We start from the raw sequence: 15,895 nt of genomic DNA, 5'->3' as shown, positions 1-15,895 counted from the left end.
CCATGGCGGCGAGCGGTAGAAGATACCGTCTCGCCAGGTTCGAAACTCTGCTCAATGATTGTCAGCTTCTGCTCGGTGGTCCACCGCCTGCGGCGGACATCACCCGTCAGCAATTCAATGTGTCGGTACTCGTTAGACATAAGCCTATACCCAAGCCTGTGCTTGAGCCTTTCTGCTTATGCCGACTGTCCGGTCGAAACGGGGGGCAGTTCAACTCGTAACGCACGACCGGCTCGATGGGAGCGAGGTCCTTCATGCGCGACAGGCCAGCGCGTCTGAGAACACGGCTGACGGTGGCAGGCGAAACACCCGTCTCCATGGCAATGTGCTTCCCGGTCAAGCGTTGTCTGCGAAGACCGGCAATGCGCTCGACCAGAGCGCCGTCCGTCCGCCGGGGACTGGCTCGGGGCCGCGATGAATGGTCCGTCATGCCGTCGCGCCCGGCCGTTTCGAACCGTGTGACCCAGCGCGACACGATCTTCGGCGAGACGCCATAGACCCGAGCGGCTTGGCTTCGAGACAACTGCCCGCCGGTCACCGCCAAAGCCATTTCTTCTCGACGCAAAGGCGTCAGTCGGGCATTCTTGTGAATGTTCATTCGGAGCGATCCTGGAAAACTGAGGTGTGGTAACTCCAGTCTCCTAAATCCGCTCCGGATGGACAACCTCCTGAAAGCTCACATCTAGCCCCCGTGACATCGGGACAATCCCGCCGCAAGCTCATTCGGTTGATCTGACCTTCCACGGGCATAGGCATCGTCGAGATATGCGTTGCGGCTTCGATCGTCAGCTTCGCACCGACAGAATGCGCCACTACATCAAGGCCGCCGGATATGATCGGGATTGAACAGGATCTGCTCTAGCGCCGCAGGATCGTGCTTCTCAACGCCCGCATGGTGTATGACGACGGCATCCGAACCGGCTGTTCATCTCGCCATCGACGATATCACCGAGCCGGCTAAGCAAGATTGATCGAAATCGCGACCTTCTGGCTGCCGAAATGGCGCACCGGATCAAGAACACCCTGCAGATCATCTCCTCCTTCGTCTCCCACAAAATACGACGCGCCGCAGAGCCGTGCGCGCAAGGCTACGAGCGGTGCAGGCACGCATCCAGCCTGTCGGGAGCTCTACGATGCCAGGTACGGGTGAGCGGCTGTCGTTGTTGCAGACGCTTGCTTTCGGCCAGCAGGGCTGTTTCGGCGCGCCCTGCCCACTTTGCTGCCCCTCTTTCGGGCAACTGACAGGCAGGAACGCCGCCTCCGCGATTCACGAACGCGCTCTTCTTTATGCGTTATCCCGTGGTTGGGTGCGTGCCTTTCTTCGTCACAAGAGGCACTACGATTTCCATCAGTCCCACGAGCACATGCGGCCACCAGATAGTTTGCGAGAAACCAAACAGCCAAGGTGATGCTGCAAGAAGAACGCCACCGGCAATATCCACAGCGAGGTGCACCTTCAAGGGAATCAACTTTGCGACGCTGAGCTCGTAGTTCGTCAGCAAGCTCATGACCAAGATCATTGCCCCTAGGAGCTGCGGGAGCCATTGCTCGATCCCTCCATTGGCAAAGCCAAAGAGATACGGTGCAATCAGGAGGAGCACCCCCGTCAAGTAGTCGATGATGCCGTGCGTTTTCGTGTCGATCATAATAGAGGCCTCCGCTTCTCAGAATCGATGAAGTCAACAAGGAGTTTCCGCAAATGTTCCTGAACAAGTGGGTGCGGCTTTCGATAACAACTGTACCCATAGAATCCGTGGCTCATTTGCCGCTACGAGGGGATCGCCGTGACAATCGCTCATGAATTAATCGTCCCAAATCAGCAATGGCGTCTGGCAGCGTGTTGCGTGCCAGATTAGGGATCAGCTGGCCGTAAGTAAATGCCGCGCACTCTCAAGAGCCGCCCGGATATCTGCACGGTCCGCATCTGTCTGAGCTTGAGAGGCTCCGTGTTCCGCCATCGCTTGCGTATGGCTCCAGAGAAACTCGACGACTTCCCTCTCGCTTTCGCTGGAGCATGGCAAGCGCGCCATTAACTTGATCATGTGGATGATCACAGCGGGATATGGAGCCGCTGTCTGTCGAAATGCCTTCATCGGGCCATCCATGAACTGAGTCACCTTCTCGGTCGGCAACTCGAGCCGTGGCATCGCGTTCTTGTCGGTGAGCCACTGGGGAGTGTGAGAGACATTCAAGGCCACCGCGAACATGCTAGCCAGCCTGTCGCAACAGGCGAGAGCTGTGTAGAAATCGTTTACCGCAGGCGATAGCGCGCGGCTCGCGATTTCCACCAGCAAATTAGCTTCGAAGACCGGCCCGCGCGTGTCGTTGCGATAGGATGCGGCTATGATGTGTGGCGTCACCCAATCCGAACTGGCATAACCCATCACCGTGCCAATTTCCTCCCCTTCCATCATGAAGTCGCCAGTCCCGCGGAGAAGACGTACAGCGGCGCCCCGTGCGCAGGCTTCGTCCAAGATCTTGTCGCACTTGATCTCGTCAATGTAGCCGGTCTCAGCCGCACGGATCGGGATGCTGCCCTGTAGATCCAAGTTGGGCGGCTCGGCGTGCCGATTGCGGCTAAGGCTCCGGGCCGCGTTGCGGCCCAGCTGAGCGATGGAGGTGTCGATGTGAACTGTGCGTCCAAGATGATTCAGAGCCCTTGTCATCCAAGCCAGAGCCAAGATTGTCGCAACAGTGAGTACTGCCAGAGTGAGCCGCGGAACACGCTCCGGTGGGCCCTCAGAATCGACCGAAGACAGCACAATTAGTGCGCTAGAAAGCAGCGCTAGCAGGAGCCCAAGCGTGAAACGTATCTTCCGGTCCCCGATCCAGCGGTCGATCAACCGCACGCCGAGATTGCTCGAAGCCAGCGTTAGAACCAATAGAGTGATGGAAAAATAGAGGGTGGCGAATGCCGTATGTACCGTAACAAGGCCGCTCGCCAGCTCCAGCGCGGTCTTACCTGGTATGGACAACGGCCAGCCCCACTCCCCAACCCAAGCCGACGCCCCTTGGCCATCAAGGATCAGCAATCCCACGGTGAAAAGGACCGTGCCCAAAATCATCAACGAGGGCAGCGCCCAGAAGTTAGACCATAATGCGTGACGCGCCGAGCCTGCCATCTACAACTTGCCTCCCTATTTCTGTTTCTTACTCGGGCCGTTGATACCGGCACCGACGATCCGCCGAGGCCGCATGATGTCGCAGGAGTGTCGCCCAGCATGTCTTGATGCAGACGCCGCTGCTCTGTCAATCGTGGGTGCCATTTAAGGGAGAGCTTCCCATCGCCAACTCAAATACTCTCGCTGCTGTTGCTGGCCGGATGTCCTGCGATCCGGCGGCGCCATGTAAGGGGAAGCTCGTCATTGATGCACCGAATTCAAAGTAGACGAGTTAGGCACAGCGCGCGGTATTTGGCACCAGAAAAAAATGCCAAGAGTATAGTGACGGTCTTGCCTGCTGTAGTTTCCTCCTCGGCCTCAACTCCGGCACAAGCATTTCGCCTGCCGGATCCGCTCGGCGATCAGGTCGCGGACGCCCTCAATCGCGATAGGTCGGGCTGCCGCGATATCAGGAACCTCTGCTCCGTCAGGGTGTTTTTCTCGCCTTGATGGGATCAGAACCAACAGTCCTGCTAATACAGGTTCCTTCCGATTCTATTTCCATAAACGAACCAAGACATTGGCTTGTCTGAAAGACTGAGGGACGGACAACAGCTAGCTTCTGCTCCGAATTTATATAGATGAGCTGCGGCTTCTTGGAGCGGATTCCAAAGAATCAGTCATCGTAGCATCACCGGACTGCGCCTGGAGGAGTGTAACACTCGAACAGCTCCTGGTCCGGGACCTGTAGGGGGCCAGCCACAGGATCTGCTGTTGCGCCTCCGTGCTCTGACTACTTGCCGGCACAGCGCTGGTTTCGTGAGAAACTTTCTAAGGGCCACAACATTGCCAGCTCCCGTCAATCGAACGGCTGGCGCCATCAGCCCGCTGGTAGGTCAGGGTAGCAGGCAGAGCCGGAGACTCACCACCACCCATTGCTGCACCCGTTATCGCAATATCTATCGTTTTACCTCGCCCGGTGAACGAGGCTCCCTTGATCATCCCGTTAAACCCACCGGGCGCGCCAACAGGCTCGACCTCTCCAGAAACCTTTACAACCCCTTGGGCGGGCTCGCTCGATCCCACAATTCCCATCGCGTAGAGGATGGTCGAATTGTCCTCCGTCTGAAAGCTGCAACCGAGTTCACCGGTCAAAGCCACACTCTTCAGATCAGGCTCCGTTAGGTCGTCCAACCCAATTTCTGACCCGTCGCCGCCGACTGTGGCACCTTGTGAGTTCGCAGGAGGAGTTGCGGTGTCTTCGCCAGCCGAGCATCCGCTCAGCATGAGACCAGCAACAAAGCGACAGCAATGCCTCGGGTAACGGGATTAGAATGGGCTAAACGGTTGAGAGCGTGCGACATTGGCATCATTTTCTCCGGTTACGACAGGCTTTCGATCTAGAGGAGCGGCCGCTAGGCACACTGCGAGGTAGGCAGGGTCGATTCTTTGGCCTCGGTAGGGTGCGTTCCTTGGGAGGCACTTGGCCATTCCATCAGCCACTTGTGGTGCCCGGCTGCCTCCTGCAGCTCCGACGACGTCCTGTTCCCTTCGCGAAAGAGATTGATAAATACTTCTGCCGCGATAGCTGCTTCAGGAGATAGCCTGTCGACCAGACGCTCGCGGCACCATTGAGCCAACGCGGCCTCTAGTATCTCCAGTTCAGCAGGACCAAACGCTGTTTCGAAGAATCCCATCAAGTCATCCCTCCCAAATCCGGGGCAGCAGGTATAAACCGCCGTTTGGCGTTTCAAGGCATGGGCCGCGTGCTGGCCTCTCTCTATGGCAGCATCTCGGTGTGGCGCCTCATCGCAGGCAGAACAAGGAACCAGGCGGCGTATCGATGATCGGTCTCATCATACTCGCAGCAGCGGACCCTGCTCACCCTGTGGGAAATCTTCCCAACTCCGTACGAGCAATCTTGCATCGTGAATGCCTTCTCCCTACGGGAGAAAAGCATCTGGAGTTGTAGCAATGGCATTAGAAGTCGAGCGTAAGTTTCTGGTCGTGGACCAGTCATGGCGGGCCTTGACTGCGACCGGTCGCCATATACTTGATCACCTGATAGCGCGGTTTGATCTGGGCAAGGCTCGCATCAGGGTCTGTGACAACACAACGACGCTCGCGATCAAGAGTGCTCGCCGCGGGTTTTCTCGAAGCGAGTACCATATCGAGCTAACAGAGGGCGACGGACAGGCAATGATAGCGGACTTCGCGAGGGGTCCCGGTTTGGAAAAGATCCGTTACGAAATTCGGGTCAACGATGTTGTCTGGCAGGTCGACGAGTACCTAGGGCCGTTACTGGGCCTGGTCACGGCCGATGTCGAACTGCCCTCCGAAGATCATCACTTTGACAAGCCGGATTGGGTGGGCGAGGAAATCACCGGCGACTCTCGCTATAGCTCAAGCACGCTCTCCGCCGCAGTTGAAGCGGTCCGTTTAATGCCGGACCCTGAGCTAGAGGCATCTGGTGGAATCGAGCGGCGGTGAGGGCGGTGAGGCTCCCAAGGTCCGCTTGCGGATAGAATTCCACGAGATCGAACCCAGCTATTCTCGCACGGTTCCCCACCCCGGCGATGATATCGATTACTTGGGTGTAGGTGAGCCCGCCCGGTGAAGGCCCTATCACGCTAGGCATACTGCTTGGGTCCAGGCCGTCGCAGTCCAGGGTGATGACGACGTTTGCACCTTCGGGGATATGTCGAAGAGCGGCTTCAACACATTGCGAATGAACTTCTCTTGCAGTCACAATTCGACTGCCATAAACGGCCGCTGCTTCAAGTTCTGCGAGACGAGCACTTTCCACCCCGCGCATCCCGACCTGAACAATTGCCGCAACGTGCGGCATCTCGCTTGCCCGGCGTATCGGGCTGGAATAGCCGTAACGTTCATCGCCTAGTTCGTCACGCCAGTCGATATGAGCATCGATCTGCAGTACCCCAGTTCGGCCCATGATCAGCGAAGCCAGCTAGGAAAGGTATCGGAGTGGAATTGTCTCCGCCGAGAAGAATGGGTACAGCAGGTAGCGCCAAGATCTCGCGCGTCTTCCACTCGATCTGCGCGCGGTTCCCCTCATTGTCTTCCATAGTCGTGGCGAGGTTTCCGAGGTCGATGCATGAGTTAGGATATCCGTTGAAGAGCGGATCTCCTAAATCGAAATCCCAATGCTCAACCAGTTCGCATGTGACCAAATCATTCCGGCAGTCTGACCACCAGCTTGCCTGTGTTGTGTCCTTCGAACAGCCCGACGAAGGCGGCGGGTGCCTGATCCAGCCCGTCCACAATGGTTTCGTGCGCGCGGAGATGGCCGGCATCGAGCCAGCCCCGCATTTGCCGCTCAAAATCTGAAAAGCAATCGAGGTGTTCGGCGTTCATAAAACCTTGAAGGCGGATCCGTTTGACGATCAGCGACATGAGCAAGGCGTGGATCCCACCCGTTCCCTCTGTGATGCCATTGTAGCCCGACACCAGCCCGCATAGGGGCACGCGTGCGTCATTGTTGAGAAACGGCCAGACGGCCTCGCGGACGGCGCCGCCGACATTCTCAAAGTAGATATCTATCCCATCGGGTGCGGCCTCGCGTAGTCGAACGGGAAGGTCGGGCGCGCGATAGTCGAGGCATGCGTCGAAGCTCATTTCCTCCACAACCTGACGGCATTTATCGGCTCCGCCCGCGATGCCAACGACGCGGCAGCCAAGCAGACGGCCAATCTGTCCTACCACGGAGCCCACAGCGCCCGCCGCCGCCGACACGACCAGCGTTTCACCCGCCCTCGGCCGTCCGATCGCCGTCAGGCCCCACCAAGCCGTGAAGCCAGTCATGCCCAGGACGCCCAGGGCCTGAGAAGGCTGCTCCATGTCGTTCGGAAGGCGGCGCAGACCGATACCATCCGATATCGCGAAGGTCTGCCAGCCAGCGTCGGGCGTGACCACCAAGTCACCTTCGGCGAAGCTGTCGAGGCGCGATCGCACCACCCGCGCGACCGTCCCGCCTCCAAGCGGTGCGTCGAGTGCATAGGGTGGCGCGTAGGAGTCACGACTGTCGTTCATCCGGCCACGCATGTAAGGGTCGAGCGACAGGTAGAGATTGCGCAGGAGCATCTGTCCCTCGCTTGGCGCCGGCACACGGCCGTCCACGATGCGGAAGTCGCCGGGCACCGGCGCGCCCTGCGGTCTCCTGACTAGTTGTACCTGCCGGTTGAGGGTCTTGGTCATTGATGGCTTCCGTGCGGTGGGATGAAGCGCCGGCCCCGCGGGGCCGGCGCGCTGCAGATCAACGGGCGAACTGTTGGCGCAGGAAGTCCAACACATCCGCGTTGGCCCGGCGGATGATGCTGAAGTGGTCTGCGCCATCGTAGACCTTGTAGGTAAGCCGCGCGCCGCTGGCCTTAAGCCTGTCCGCGAAGCGAGTTTGAAGCGCCTCAAGAACAAATGGGTCAGCATTGCCTTGGACGATCAGGAGGGGCTGGTGCAACGTATAGTCTGGCATGACGGCGGGATCGTTGGCGGCCAGGAAGGCGTGCATCTGCGGCTGACTACCCCAGTCGGCGTTCAACCCCTCGAAGGCTCTCCCTTTCGCCTTGACCGCCGCGTCGATCGTCCCGATTGCCGCTACTGAGCATAACGAGCGGAAGCGCGGAAGCGTCTCAGCCAAGTCCGGTCCCATGATCGACGCTTCATCGAAGGATGGCTGTGTAACCTTCAGGCCAGTTGCCATCAGTGCGCCCTGGAACTGCTGCATCATCAGGCCCTGATGCGCCGCCGCTTCGTCCGAAGCCGTCTTGGCATCCGCTTCGAAACGGGCAGCGTGAGCTTCGATCGCGACGTAGGGCGCCGAGGCGACCGTGCCGGCGAAGGCAAGACCGGTCGCTTCCTTCGCGAGCGCCTCGACGCCCAGGACTCCGTGACCGCCATCCGAATGGCCGACGACCGCCCAGCGCTCTGATAGGCTCGGCTCCGCCGCGCGCGCCGCCACGACGCCTGCGACCAGCGAGCGGGCGAGGCTCGACAGGCTGTAATAGGGGTAAGGCGTGGTCGCATCGGGGCCAAGCCCTTCGAGGTCAGGCGCGACCACGGCATAGCCCGCATCGATGAACTGACTGATCTGCCAAGAATAATCGCTCTTGAAGCCGTCACGGGTCAGGCCGCCGTCCAATTCTGGGGTCTGGCTCGGCGCGCACGTCCGCTGTCCAGGCGTGGTCGTGCCGTGTTCCCAGCCGACGATCGGCCAGCCACCCGCCGGGGGTGCGCCCTTCGGCGTCAGCAGCAGCGTGGTGGCCGGCACCGGCCGGCCACTGACCCCGAGCATGGTGTGGTGCAGGAGTTGGATATCAGCGTTGACGCCAGGCACCGCCGGCTGTGCCGTCGCTGACCGCAATGCGATCGGCGAAGGGCCCGCATCGGCCGCCGCGACCGGCGAAAGGTTGGTGACCTCGAGCGCCAGGGCGAGGAAGGCGGCGGCCAGAGGCCGAGCCGCCCGTGAGAGGAAACGAGTCATGTTGCACCATTCTCTTTTGGTTGGGAGGATCATACCTGCGCCATGCCACCATCGACCGGCAGCTCGGCGCCCGTAATGAAGCCCGCCTCCTCGCTGGCGAGAAAAAGCGCGGCGGAGGCCACTTCGTCGGCCCGCCCCATTCGGGCGAGCGGGATCAGCATTGTCAGGGTGTCGCGCACCTCGTCGGACGCCGCCGCGAACATTGCGGTGTCGGTCGGACCCGGCGCCACGACATTAACGCGGATGTTGCGGGGGGCAAGCTCGTTGGCCCAGGTGCGCGCAAACGAGCGCACCGCCGCCTTCGTCGCACCGTAGACGCCGTAGCCCTTGGTGCCGATCTGATCCGCGATCGATCCCACCAGCACCACCGAACCGCCATCCGGCATGATTGCTGTCGCGGCCTTGGTGGCGAACAGGAGCGAACGAACATTAAGTGCGAACGTGCGGTCGAAGTGATCTTCTTCGATTGTATCGAGGGTTGCGAACTCGGAGATGCCGGCGCTGACGGCAAGCACGTCCACCCGTCCGGCCTCGCTGCGCACCGCCTCAAAGAAGGCGGCGAGCGCCGTCACGTCGGAAGCGTCGACGCGGCGCGTGCGCAGCGTGCCGACACCGTGGCCTACGTCGCCTTCTTCGGCACGGCGGCTGGTCGCATAGACGGTGGCGCCCTCTGCTGCGAAGCGTTGTGCGATGGCGCCGCCGATGCCGTCGTGGCCGCCGACGACGACCGAAATCTTTTTGGAAAGTCTGCTCATATGTCCTCACAGGTAGGGTGATGGACAAATAGGTATCATTTCTGTATCTAGGCACAAGAACGCACTTAGAAGTGCCTTGATATAGAGGCGTATACCCATGGCCAATGATGCGCTCGAACTGCCGCTCGACGTGGCCGCGACACGGCCCATCCTCGAACAGATCGCCAACAAGTGGGCGGTGCTGATCCTCAGCGTCCTGTGCACGCAGCCGGCGCGATTCAACGACCTGAAACGGCGCCTCGATGGTATTACCCACAAGGCGCTGTCAGATGCACTGAAGCGGTTGGAGCGAAACGGTCTCATCAGCCGCAAGGTGCTCCCGACGCAGCCGGTCGGCGTCGAGTACACAATCACGGCTCTTGGCGCGTCGCTTCGCGAGCCCTTCGCTGCTCTCTACAACTGGTCACTCGCCAACGGAACGGAGCTGACAGGGGCGCAACTTGCCTATGATGGAATGAGGCGGAACGGAGCTTTCAAGGAAGAGGTTTAGCAACAAAGACACATGCTCCCAGATTGAAGACTGCAGCCGATGTCCGCCAGCTGGTCGATGACCTGATTGCCGCTAGTCATCCATTACAGAATGGCTTGATCATGACGGAGTTGTTGGGAAGGCGTGCGCTTGTAACCGGCGCCTCGCGTGGCATCGGCGCAGCGATTGCTATTGCCCTCGCAGAGAAAGGGGCGGACGTCGCAATCACCTATGAACGTTCGACCGATCGAGCGGCTGAGGTGGTCGAGGCCATCCAAGCTAAGGGGCGGCGTGGGCTTGCCATTCAGGCCAACAGTGCCAATCCAGCGGATGTAAAGCGCTCCGTGGACGAGGCTGCCGCGGCGCATGGCGGGCTTGATATCCTTGTCAATAACGCAGCGATCGCGCTGTATTCCACGATCGCTGACTTCAGCGTTGCCGATATCGATGCGCTGTTGGGCGTGAATGTGCGCGCGCCCATCCTCGCGGCCCAGGCGGCCATCCCGCATCTTCACGCCGGGGGTCGCATTCTGACCATCGGCTCTGCCGGGGCAGAACGCATCGTCGGTGACACTGGCACAGTATATTTCATGACGAAGTCCGCGCTCAGTCGTTTACGCGGGGCCTAGCACGCGAACTGGGACCCAAGGACATTACCGTCAATCTGGTTCAGCCTGAATCGACGGATACCGACATGAATCCCGCCAGCGGCGAATCGGCTGATTTTCAGCGCAGCCTCAGCCCCCTTGGTCGCTACGGTGCACCCGAGGACATCGCGGCCGTCGTGGCCTTCCTGGCAAGCCCCGGGGCCCGACACGTCACCGGCGCAATCCTTACCGTCGTTGGTGGCCAGTCGACTTGATGTGGCTGCAGGTTTTACGCTGAGCCGACGCGACGAGCCGGCCGGGATGTCGTCGCCGTCAATAATTCGCCTGTTGAGAGGAGGCGCTAAGGCGCCGACCTTCTTCGGCCGGAAAGACGCGTGACAGTCGTGGGCGGCCCTCCGGTTCGACAGAAGAAACACCGGGTCAGCTGCTTGGCTTTCGTCATTCTGACTAGGACGCACTGGGCAGCCGCTGGGCTAACGCGGGTGAAACTTTGATAGGCTTGCCGACAATTTTTCCCATGTGATGAGTTGAAATGGGGACTTGAGACGGTCGCCTGGGGAGCCAAACCACAAAAGGCGTAGATATCAATTTCCACTTGGTTTCTAGTAAGCCCCCGGTGAGGGCCGCCTTGCGATGATGGGCTGCTGACTGCCAGTCCTAGTGGTAGCACTAGGAGTAGTCATATGACGAAGCATCCGATTGAAGTGATCACGTCTGTCGAGCGCCGTCGCCGCTGGTCTCGCGAGGAGAAGGAGCGGCTCGTTGCTGCCTGCTTTGAACCTGACGCTGTGATCTCGGAGGTAGCCCGCGCCGCCGGTATCCATGTCAGTCAGCTCTTTCGTTGGCGCAAAGAACTGTGCCGGATTGAGGAGCCGTCGATGCAGGTATCGAGCACGTTGGTGCCCGTGATCGTGTCGGAGACCGCGCCGGCAGCCCAATTCGCTGCCCCGGATACGCCTATTCCGCCACAACCCCGCCGAAAGCGCAGCGATGTAACTATTGAGCTGGGCCGTGGTCGTCGTGTCCGCGTGGACAGCGACATCGACACGCAGGCGCTCGGTCGCATTCTCGACTGTGTGCTGGGTCGGCGATGATTCCTGTTCCTGCTGGCGTGAAGGTCTGGTTGGCAACCGGCCATACGGACATGCGCAAGGGCTTTCCCGGCCTGTCGCTGATGGTGCAAGAGACCCTGAAGCGCGATCCGATGTGTGGCCATCTATTCGTGTTCCGAGGGCGTGGCGGCGGCCTGATCAAGGTCATCTGGCACGATGGCCAGGGAGCTTGCTTGTTCACGAAGAAGCTGGAGCGGGGACGCTTCATCTGGCCATCAGCGGCCGATGGCACGGTGGTGATTACGCCGGGGCAGCTTGGCTATCTGCTGGAGGGTATTGACTGGCGGATGCCGCAAAAGACCTGGCGACCAACTTCGGCCGGATGAGCAAAAACGCTGGAATGGCGCAGTCGAATATGATTCCATCTCACCATGAACAACCCCGCCGAACAGCTCCCGGATGACCTTGCCAATGCGCTCGCACTGCTGGCTGAAGAGCGTGCGCGGCGTGTTGCTGCCGAGGTAGAAGCGGCGGCTGCCAAGGCGGAGGCCGCCAGCGCAAAAGCGCTCGTGTCGCATTCCGAGGCGCTGATCGCGCGGTTGAAGCTGGAGATCGAGAAAGTCCGCCGGGAGCTTTATGGCAGTCGCTCCGAGCGCAAAGCGCGGCTTCTCGAACAGATGGAACTGCAGCTCGAAGAACTCGAAGCTGATGCTGGCGAAGATGAGCTCGCGGCAGAGATGCTTGCCAAGGCATCGAGTGTCAGGGCTTTCGAGCGCAAGCGGCCATCCCGCAAGCCGTTTCCTGAACATCTGCCGCGCGAGCGCCTCGTTATCGCCGCCCCATCCAGTTGCCCCTGCTGCGGCTCGGCCAAGCTGTCGAAGCTCGGCGAGGATATCACCGAGACCCTGGAGGTCATCCCGCGTCAGTGGAAGGTCATCCAGACGGTGCGGGAGAAGTTCTCCTGCCGCGAGTGCGAGAAGATCACCCAGCCGCCAGCACCCTTCCATGTGACACCCCGCGGCTTTGCCGGACCAAACTTGCTGGCTATGATCCTGTTCGAGAAGTTCGCCCAGCATCAGCCGCTCAATCGCCAAAGCGAACGCTATGCCCGCGAGGGCATCGACCTCAGCCTGCCGACACTGGCCGATCAGGTCGGCGCGTGTACCGCAGCCCTCAAGCCAATCCATTCGCTGATCGAGGCTCATGTCCTGGCCGCCGAGCGGCTGCATGGCGACGACACGACCGTGCCGATCCCGGCGAAGGGAAAGACCGATACGGGCCGCATCTGGACCTACGTTAGGGACGATCGACCGTTCGGCGGACAGGCACCGCCCGCCGCCCTCTACTATGCCTCACGAGATCGGCGGCAGGAGCATCCCGAACGCCACCTGAAGACCTTCACCGGCATTCTGCAGGCGGATGCCTATGGCGGCTATAATCCGCTGTTCAAGGTAGATCGCGATCCTACGCCTCTGCGCCAAGCACTCTGCTGGGCACATTCGCGCCGCAAGTTCTTCGTGCTGGCCGACATCGCCGCGAACGCCAAACGTGGCAGCAAAGCTGCGCCGATCTCGCCAATGGCATTGGAGGCCGTCAAACGGATCGATGCCCTGTTCGACGTCGGACGGGCGATCAACGGTCTTGCCGCCGAGCAGCGACTGGAGCACCGCCGTAAGAACAGCCTGCCGCTCGTTGAGGAACTGCACGACTGGCTGCAAAGCGAGCGGGCAAAGCTGTCGCGTAGCGCTCCCGTTGCCGAGGCAATCGACTATATGCTGAAGCGCTGGGATGGCTTTACGTCATTCCTCGACGATGGCCGGGTTTGCCTCACGAACAACGCCGCCCAGCGTGCGCTCAGAGGCTTCGCACTAGGCAGAAAGTCATGGCTGTTGCCGGATCAGATCGTGGTGCTGATCGAGCCGTGTTCATGGCGACACTCATCATGAGCGCCAAGCTCAACGACGTCGATCCGCAGGCTTGGCTTGCCGACGTCCTCGCTCGTATCGCTGACACTCCTGTCAGTAGGCTGGAGCAACTGCTTCCGTGGAACTGGACACGGGCAGAAGCACCCATGGCATTGGCATCATGACCTCCAACGAACGGATCGCCCGACTTCTCGTCAAGCTCGATCATATCGAGCCAGCCATCTGGCGCAGGGTCGAGGTCCCGATCACCACCAGCCTGAAGGGGCTGCACGACGTCATCCAGACCGTCATGCTGTTCCAGGATTATCACCTCTTCGAGTTCAATGCCGGCGGCAAGCGCTATGCAGTTCCCGATCCTGAATGGGACTTCGGCCGCGAGACCTATGCCGCCCGCAATGTTCGGATCGGCGCTCTGGTGGATCGCGGCATCACCACCATCAGCTATACCTATGACTTCGGCGACGACTGGCGGCATTCAATCACTGTCGAGGCCGTCACGGACGCCGATCCGGCAGTTGAATATCCACGCTTCATCGAAGGCGACCGGCGCGCGCCGCCGGAAGATGTCGGCGGCTTGCCCGGCTTCGAGGAATTCCTCAACGCAATGGCAAAGCCTCGACATGCGCAACACCGCGAAGTTGTGGACTGGTACGGAGGTCGCTTCGCGCCGGACGATATTGGTGTCGATACGATCAATGATCGGATAGCTAAACTCGCGCGCCGCCGAACCCTTGGAAAAGCTGGTTACGCAAAAAGCCAGAACAACCGCCACTGACCGGAAGCCGGCCCATCCGCGGCCTACGCCGAATGCTTACCATGTATGGCCGAGTGGGTCCAGAGCTTCTCAGAGCACGGATGATGCCGATCAAATCGGCCGATCTACACACAAAGTGAGGCAGACCCCGGATAAGTGCCAACGACAAGATGCCTTTCATCCCCAAAAACCGGGCCGATCGAGAACGAATTGGATTTAGATGCACGCAAACCCGAAACTCAGTCCGCGCCAGTCAATATTAATATTGAGGCCGTGGCCAGTTCTTCGGCTCGACTATATCAACAAGCTTTACTTGGCAGGTCGGACAAAGTTCGTAGGTCTTCTTCAGACGTGGAGACCCACTTAAAGCAGATACCGACACGCAAAGAAATCGAAAATCGTCGATCTTCCTTGTAGGAAATTGACTATCGCACCCTGCGCAAATCCAGGTTGCTTGTGCCATTTCCGTTGCCTCCCGCGCGAACCCATCAAGCTATATTTCACAAATGCAAGCGCGACGCGAGGGCTACTTAGGGATCACTTAAGTTCCGCGGGGCTGTTGACGGAGCGTCAAAGCGAATATCTCCCCAGGAACGGGGGCATAATAATCAGCTGAGCGGGAGGTCTGCCCGGGAGCGGCTGCTAACGATATTGCCTTGGAGTTCTCTGGCGATGGGTGCGCAATGTGCTAGTTAAATGGCTTTGACTGGAGAAGCCGCTTAAAAAAGCGATTTCTGCAAGGGCCTTGTCGGAGTTAGTCAACAATTGTTCGGCGAAACTCATGCGAAGTTCCAGTACATACTGGTGAGGAGATGTTCCGAATGTTACGGTAAAGGCGTCGGCAAAATGTCCCGGAGACAGGTCGCAGATGCCGGCGAGTTCTGCGACAGTGAGCTTGCGCCTGAAGTTCTCCCGCAGATACTCTTCAATCCTTTTGGTCGCGCGTTCGGAAAGCCCGCGTCCGCCGGTCGCTCTCGGCTTTGCAGCATCCGAATAGTTTCGAATGGCATGGATACCAAGCAAGGTGATCAATGAATCGAGACAGAGATCATTTGCCTTCTGATGTCTGCCGAGTTCGGTTCTGATCAGCTTGGCGAACTGAAGCGCCGTCCTGTCCAGGGTGACGTGGGTTGGCAACAAGTTGACGTCAGATCGGCCCAATTCATGTCCGGCGAGTTCTGCGAAGCTGTCCGGAGAGATGGACACAATGATATTTTCCATCGGTGAGGTCCATTCCACCCTGCTCTGAAGCCCGGCAGGAATCACGGCCAACGCACCTGGTACCACATGTTTTGGTTTGAGCGGCTCATCGGCGAACGAGACCCTTAACCCAGGTGAGGCGGCTAACGCTACTACTAGCCAATGCCCCGTCGACAAAAATTCCTGAGCACCTGGTGTCCGGCTACTGTGTGCCACCCCACCTCGGAACGTAAACTTTCGCGGCCCGACGTCATGAGGCACAGGGTCTAGTAGGGTAGCGTCCGTGAACGGTTTGTTCGTTTGAAACATTCATCCGGCCTATCGTACGCGCACCGTTGCAGGAGACCATAGCGGTCGCGGCGAGGCAGAACCATTACTAAAAATCGTTATCTAAAAACACTTTGTTACCGATATGACGAGCGCTCGCCTCAGTATTGTAACAGATCGGGATCGTGTCGCGCCAGAAGTCGCGCTTGGCAGGATGCGCACAGTTGTAGCATCTCTATTTGGCATAGCTGCTCGCCAACGAACTCT

The 15,895-nt window shown here is 59.6% G+C and carries 15 protein-coding genes and 3 pseudogenes; 8 read left to right on the top strand and 10 right to left on the bottom strand.

The genetic code is table 11. The features are described from left to right. The coding region (locus tag MUU54_RS19925; RefSeq protein WP_281433409.1) for a transposase at window positions 1–140 on the bottom strand (140 nt) is incomplete at its 3' end. A gap of 62 nt (window positions 141–202) precedes the next feature. Next, a pseudogene (locus tag MUU54_RS19920) lies at window positions 203–598 on the bottom strand (leucine zipper domain-containing protein); the annotation flags it as partial. A gap of 401 nt (window positions 599–999) precedes the next feature. Between MUU54_RS19920 and MUU54_RS25085 the strand changes: the two are divergent. Next, complete coding sequence (locus MUU54_RS25085; RefSeq protein WP_247245686.1) at window positions 1,000–1,242, top strand: histidine kinase dimerization/phosphoacceptor domain -containing protein; 243 nt, start codon at window positions 1,000–1,002, stop codon at window positions 1,240–1,242. A 50-nt stretch (window positions 1,243–1,292) separates the two neighbouring features. Here the strand turns inward: MUU54_RS25085 and MUU54_RS19915 are convergent, their stop codons facing one another. The 3 genes from MUU54_RS19915 to MUU54_RS19905 all read right to left on the bottom strand — a co-directional run bounded on the left by MUU54_RS19915 (window position 1,293) and on the right by MUU54_RS19905 (window position 4,798). Then, the gene (locus tag MUU54_RS19915) at window positions 1,293–1,646 is read right to left on the bottom strand and encodes an SPW repeat domain-containing protein (RefSeq protein WP_247245687.1); all 354 of its coding nucleotides are present in this window, start codon (window positions 1,644–1,646) and stop codon (window positions 1,293–1,295) included. A 213-nt stretch (window positions 1,647–1,859) separates the two neighbouring features. Further along, window positions 1,860–3,122 carry a DUF2254 family protein gene (locus MUU54_RS19910; protein WP_247245688.1) on the bottom strand — a complete coding sequence of 421 codons (1,263 nt, stop codon included), beginning with the start codon at window positions 3,120–3,122 and terminating at the stop codon, window positions 1,860–1,862. 1,394 nt (window positions 3,123–4,516) lie between these two features. Then, window positions 4,517–4,798: a hypothetical protein gene (locus MUU54_RS19905; protein ID WP_247245689.1), complete on the bottom strand. Its 282-nt coding sequence runs from the start codon at window positions 4,796–4,798 to the stop codon at window positions 4,517–4,519. A 277-nt stretch (window positions 4,799–5,075) separates the two neighbouring features. Here MUU54_RS19905 and MUU54_RS19900 point away from each other — a divergent pair, with 277 nt between their 5' ends. After that, complete coding sequence (locus MUU54_RS19900; protein ID WP_247245690.1) at window positions 5,076–5,591, top strand: CYTH domain-containing protein; 516 nt, start codon at window positions 5,076–5,078, stop codon at window positions 5,589–5,591. On the opposite strand, the pseudogene MUU54_RS19895 reads toward MUU54_RS19900, so the two are convergent. The 4 genes and pseudogenes from MUU54_RS19895 to MUU54_RS19880 form a co-directional block, all read right to left on the bottom strand. Beyond that, window positions 5,482–6,277, bottom strand: a pseudogene (locus MUU54_RS19895) (arginase family protein); the annotation flags it as partial. The gene MUU54_RS19900 and the pseudogene MUU54_RS19895 sit on opposite strands and share 110 nt — an antisense overlap. Window positions 6,278–6,293: 16 nt before the next feature. Continuing rightward, window positions 6,294–7,316 carry an NADPH-dependent curcumin/dihydrocurcumin reductase gene (curA, locus tag MUU54_RS19890; RefSeq protein WP_247245691.1) on the bottom strand — a complete coding sequence of 341 codons (1,023 nt, stop codon included), beginning with the start codon at window positions 7,314–7,316 and terminating at the stop codon, window positions 6,294–6,296. 58 nt (window positions 7,317–7,374) lie between these two features. Beyond that, complete coding sequence (locus MUU54_RS19885) at window positions 7,375–8,598, bottom strand: alpha/beta fold hydrolase (protein WP_247245692.1); 1,224 nt, start codon at window positions 8,596–8,598, stop codon at window positions 7,375–7,377. Window positions 8,599–8,627: 29 nt separating this feature from the next. Beyond that, on the bottom strand, window positions 8,628–9,353 hold the full coding sequence (locus MUU54_RS19880) for an SDR family NAD(P)-dependent oxidoreductase (RefSeq protein ID WP_247245693.1): 726 nt from the start codon (window positions 9,351–9,353) through the stop codon (window positions 8,628–8,630). A 97-nt stretch (window positions 9,354–9,450) separates the two neighbouring features. Between MUU54_RS19880 and MUU54_RS19875 the strand changes: the two genes are divergently transcribed. The 6 genes and pseudogenes from MUU54_RS19875 (at window position 9,451) to MUU54_RS19850 (ending at window position 14,182) form a co-directional block, all read left to right on the top strand. Beyond that, window positions 9,451–9,843 carry a winged helix-turn-helix transcriptional regulator gene (locus tag MUU54_RS19875; RefSeq protein WP_247245694.1) on the top strand — a complete coding sequence of 131 codons (393 nt, stop codon included), beginning with the start codon at window positions 9,451–9,453 and terminating at the stop codon, window positions 9,841–9,843. 101 nt (window positions 9,844–9,944) lie between these two features. Next, window positions 9,945–10,684: pseudogene (locus MUU54_RS19870) on the top strand (SDR family NAD(P)-dependent oxidoreductase). 429 nt (window positions 10,685–11,113) lie between these two features. Further along, window positions 11,114–11,524, top strand: coding sequence for an IS66-like element accessory protein TnpA (gene tnpA / locus MUU54_RS19865; protein ID WP_247245695.1), 411 nt, complete (start codon window positions 11,114–11,116; stop codon window positions 11,522–11,524). Continuing rightward, the gene (tnpB, locus tag MUU54_RS19860; protein WP_037103542.1) at window positions 11,521–11,868 is read left to right on the top strand and encodes an IS66 family insertion sequence element accessory protein TnpB; all 348 of its coding nucleotides are present in this window, start codon (window positions 11,521–11,523) and stop codon (window positions 11,866–11,868) included. Before tnpA ends, tnpB begins: the two co-directional genes overlap by 4 nt. A 45-nt stretch (window positions 11,869–11,913) precedes the next feature. Continuing rightward, window positions 11,914–13,571 (top strand): IS66 family transposase gene (gene tnpC / locus MUU54_RS19855; RefSeq protein ID WP_247245696.1). Its coding sequence is split into 2 segments (ribosomal slippage): window positions 11,914–13,369 and window positions 13,369–13,571, totalling 1,659 coding nucleotides; the frame shifts between segments, so codons are not numbered across the junction. Next, window positions 13,568–14,182: a plasmid pRiA4b ORF-3 family protein gene (locus tag MUU54_RS19850; protein ID WP_247245697.1), complete on the top strand. Its 615-nt coding sequence runs from the start codon at window positions 13,568–13,570 to the stop codon at window positions 14,180–14,182. The genes tnpC and MUU54_RS19850 overlap by 4 nt, the downstream gene beginning before the upstream one ends. A 621-nt stretch (window positions 14,183–14,803) precedes the next feature. Here MUU54_RS19850 and MUU54_RS19845 read toward each other — a convergent pair. Continuing rightward, window positions 14,804–15,382 carry a helix-turn-helix domain-containing protein gene (locus MUU54_RS19845; RefSeq protein WP_247245698.1) on the bottom strand — a complete coding sequence of 193 codons (579 nt, stop codon included), beginning with the start codon at window positions 15,380–15,382 and terminating at the stop codon, window positions 14,804–14,806. Between the last annotated feature and the right edge of the window lie 513 nt (window positions 15,383–15,895).

The sequence above is a fragment of the Pseudorhizobium tarimense genome (genome assembly GCF_022968135.1).
GTDB lineage: Bacteria > Pseudomonadota > Alphaproteobacteria > Rhizobiales > Rhizobiaceae > Neorhizobium > Neorhizobium tarimense.
This window is presented reverse-complemented; position numbering and strand designations above follow the sequence as displayed.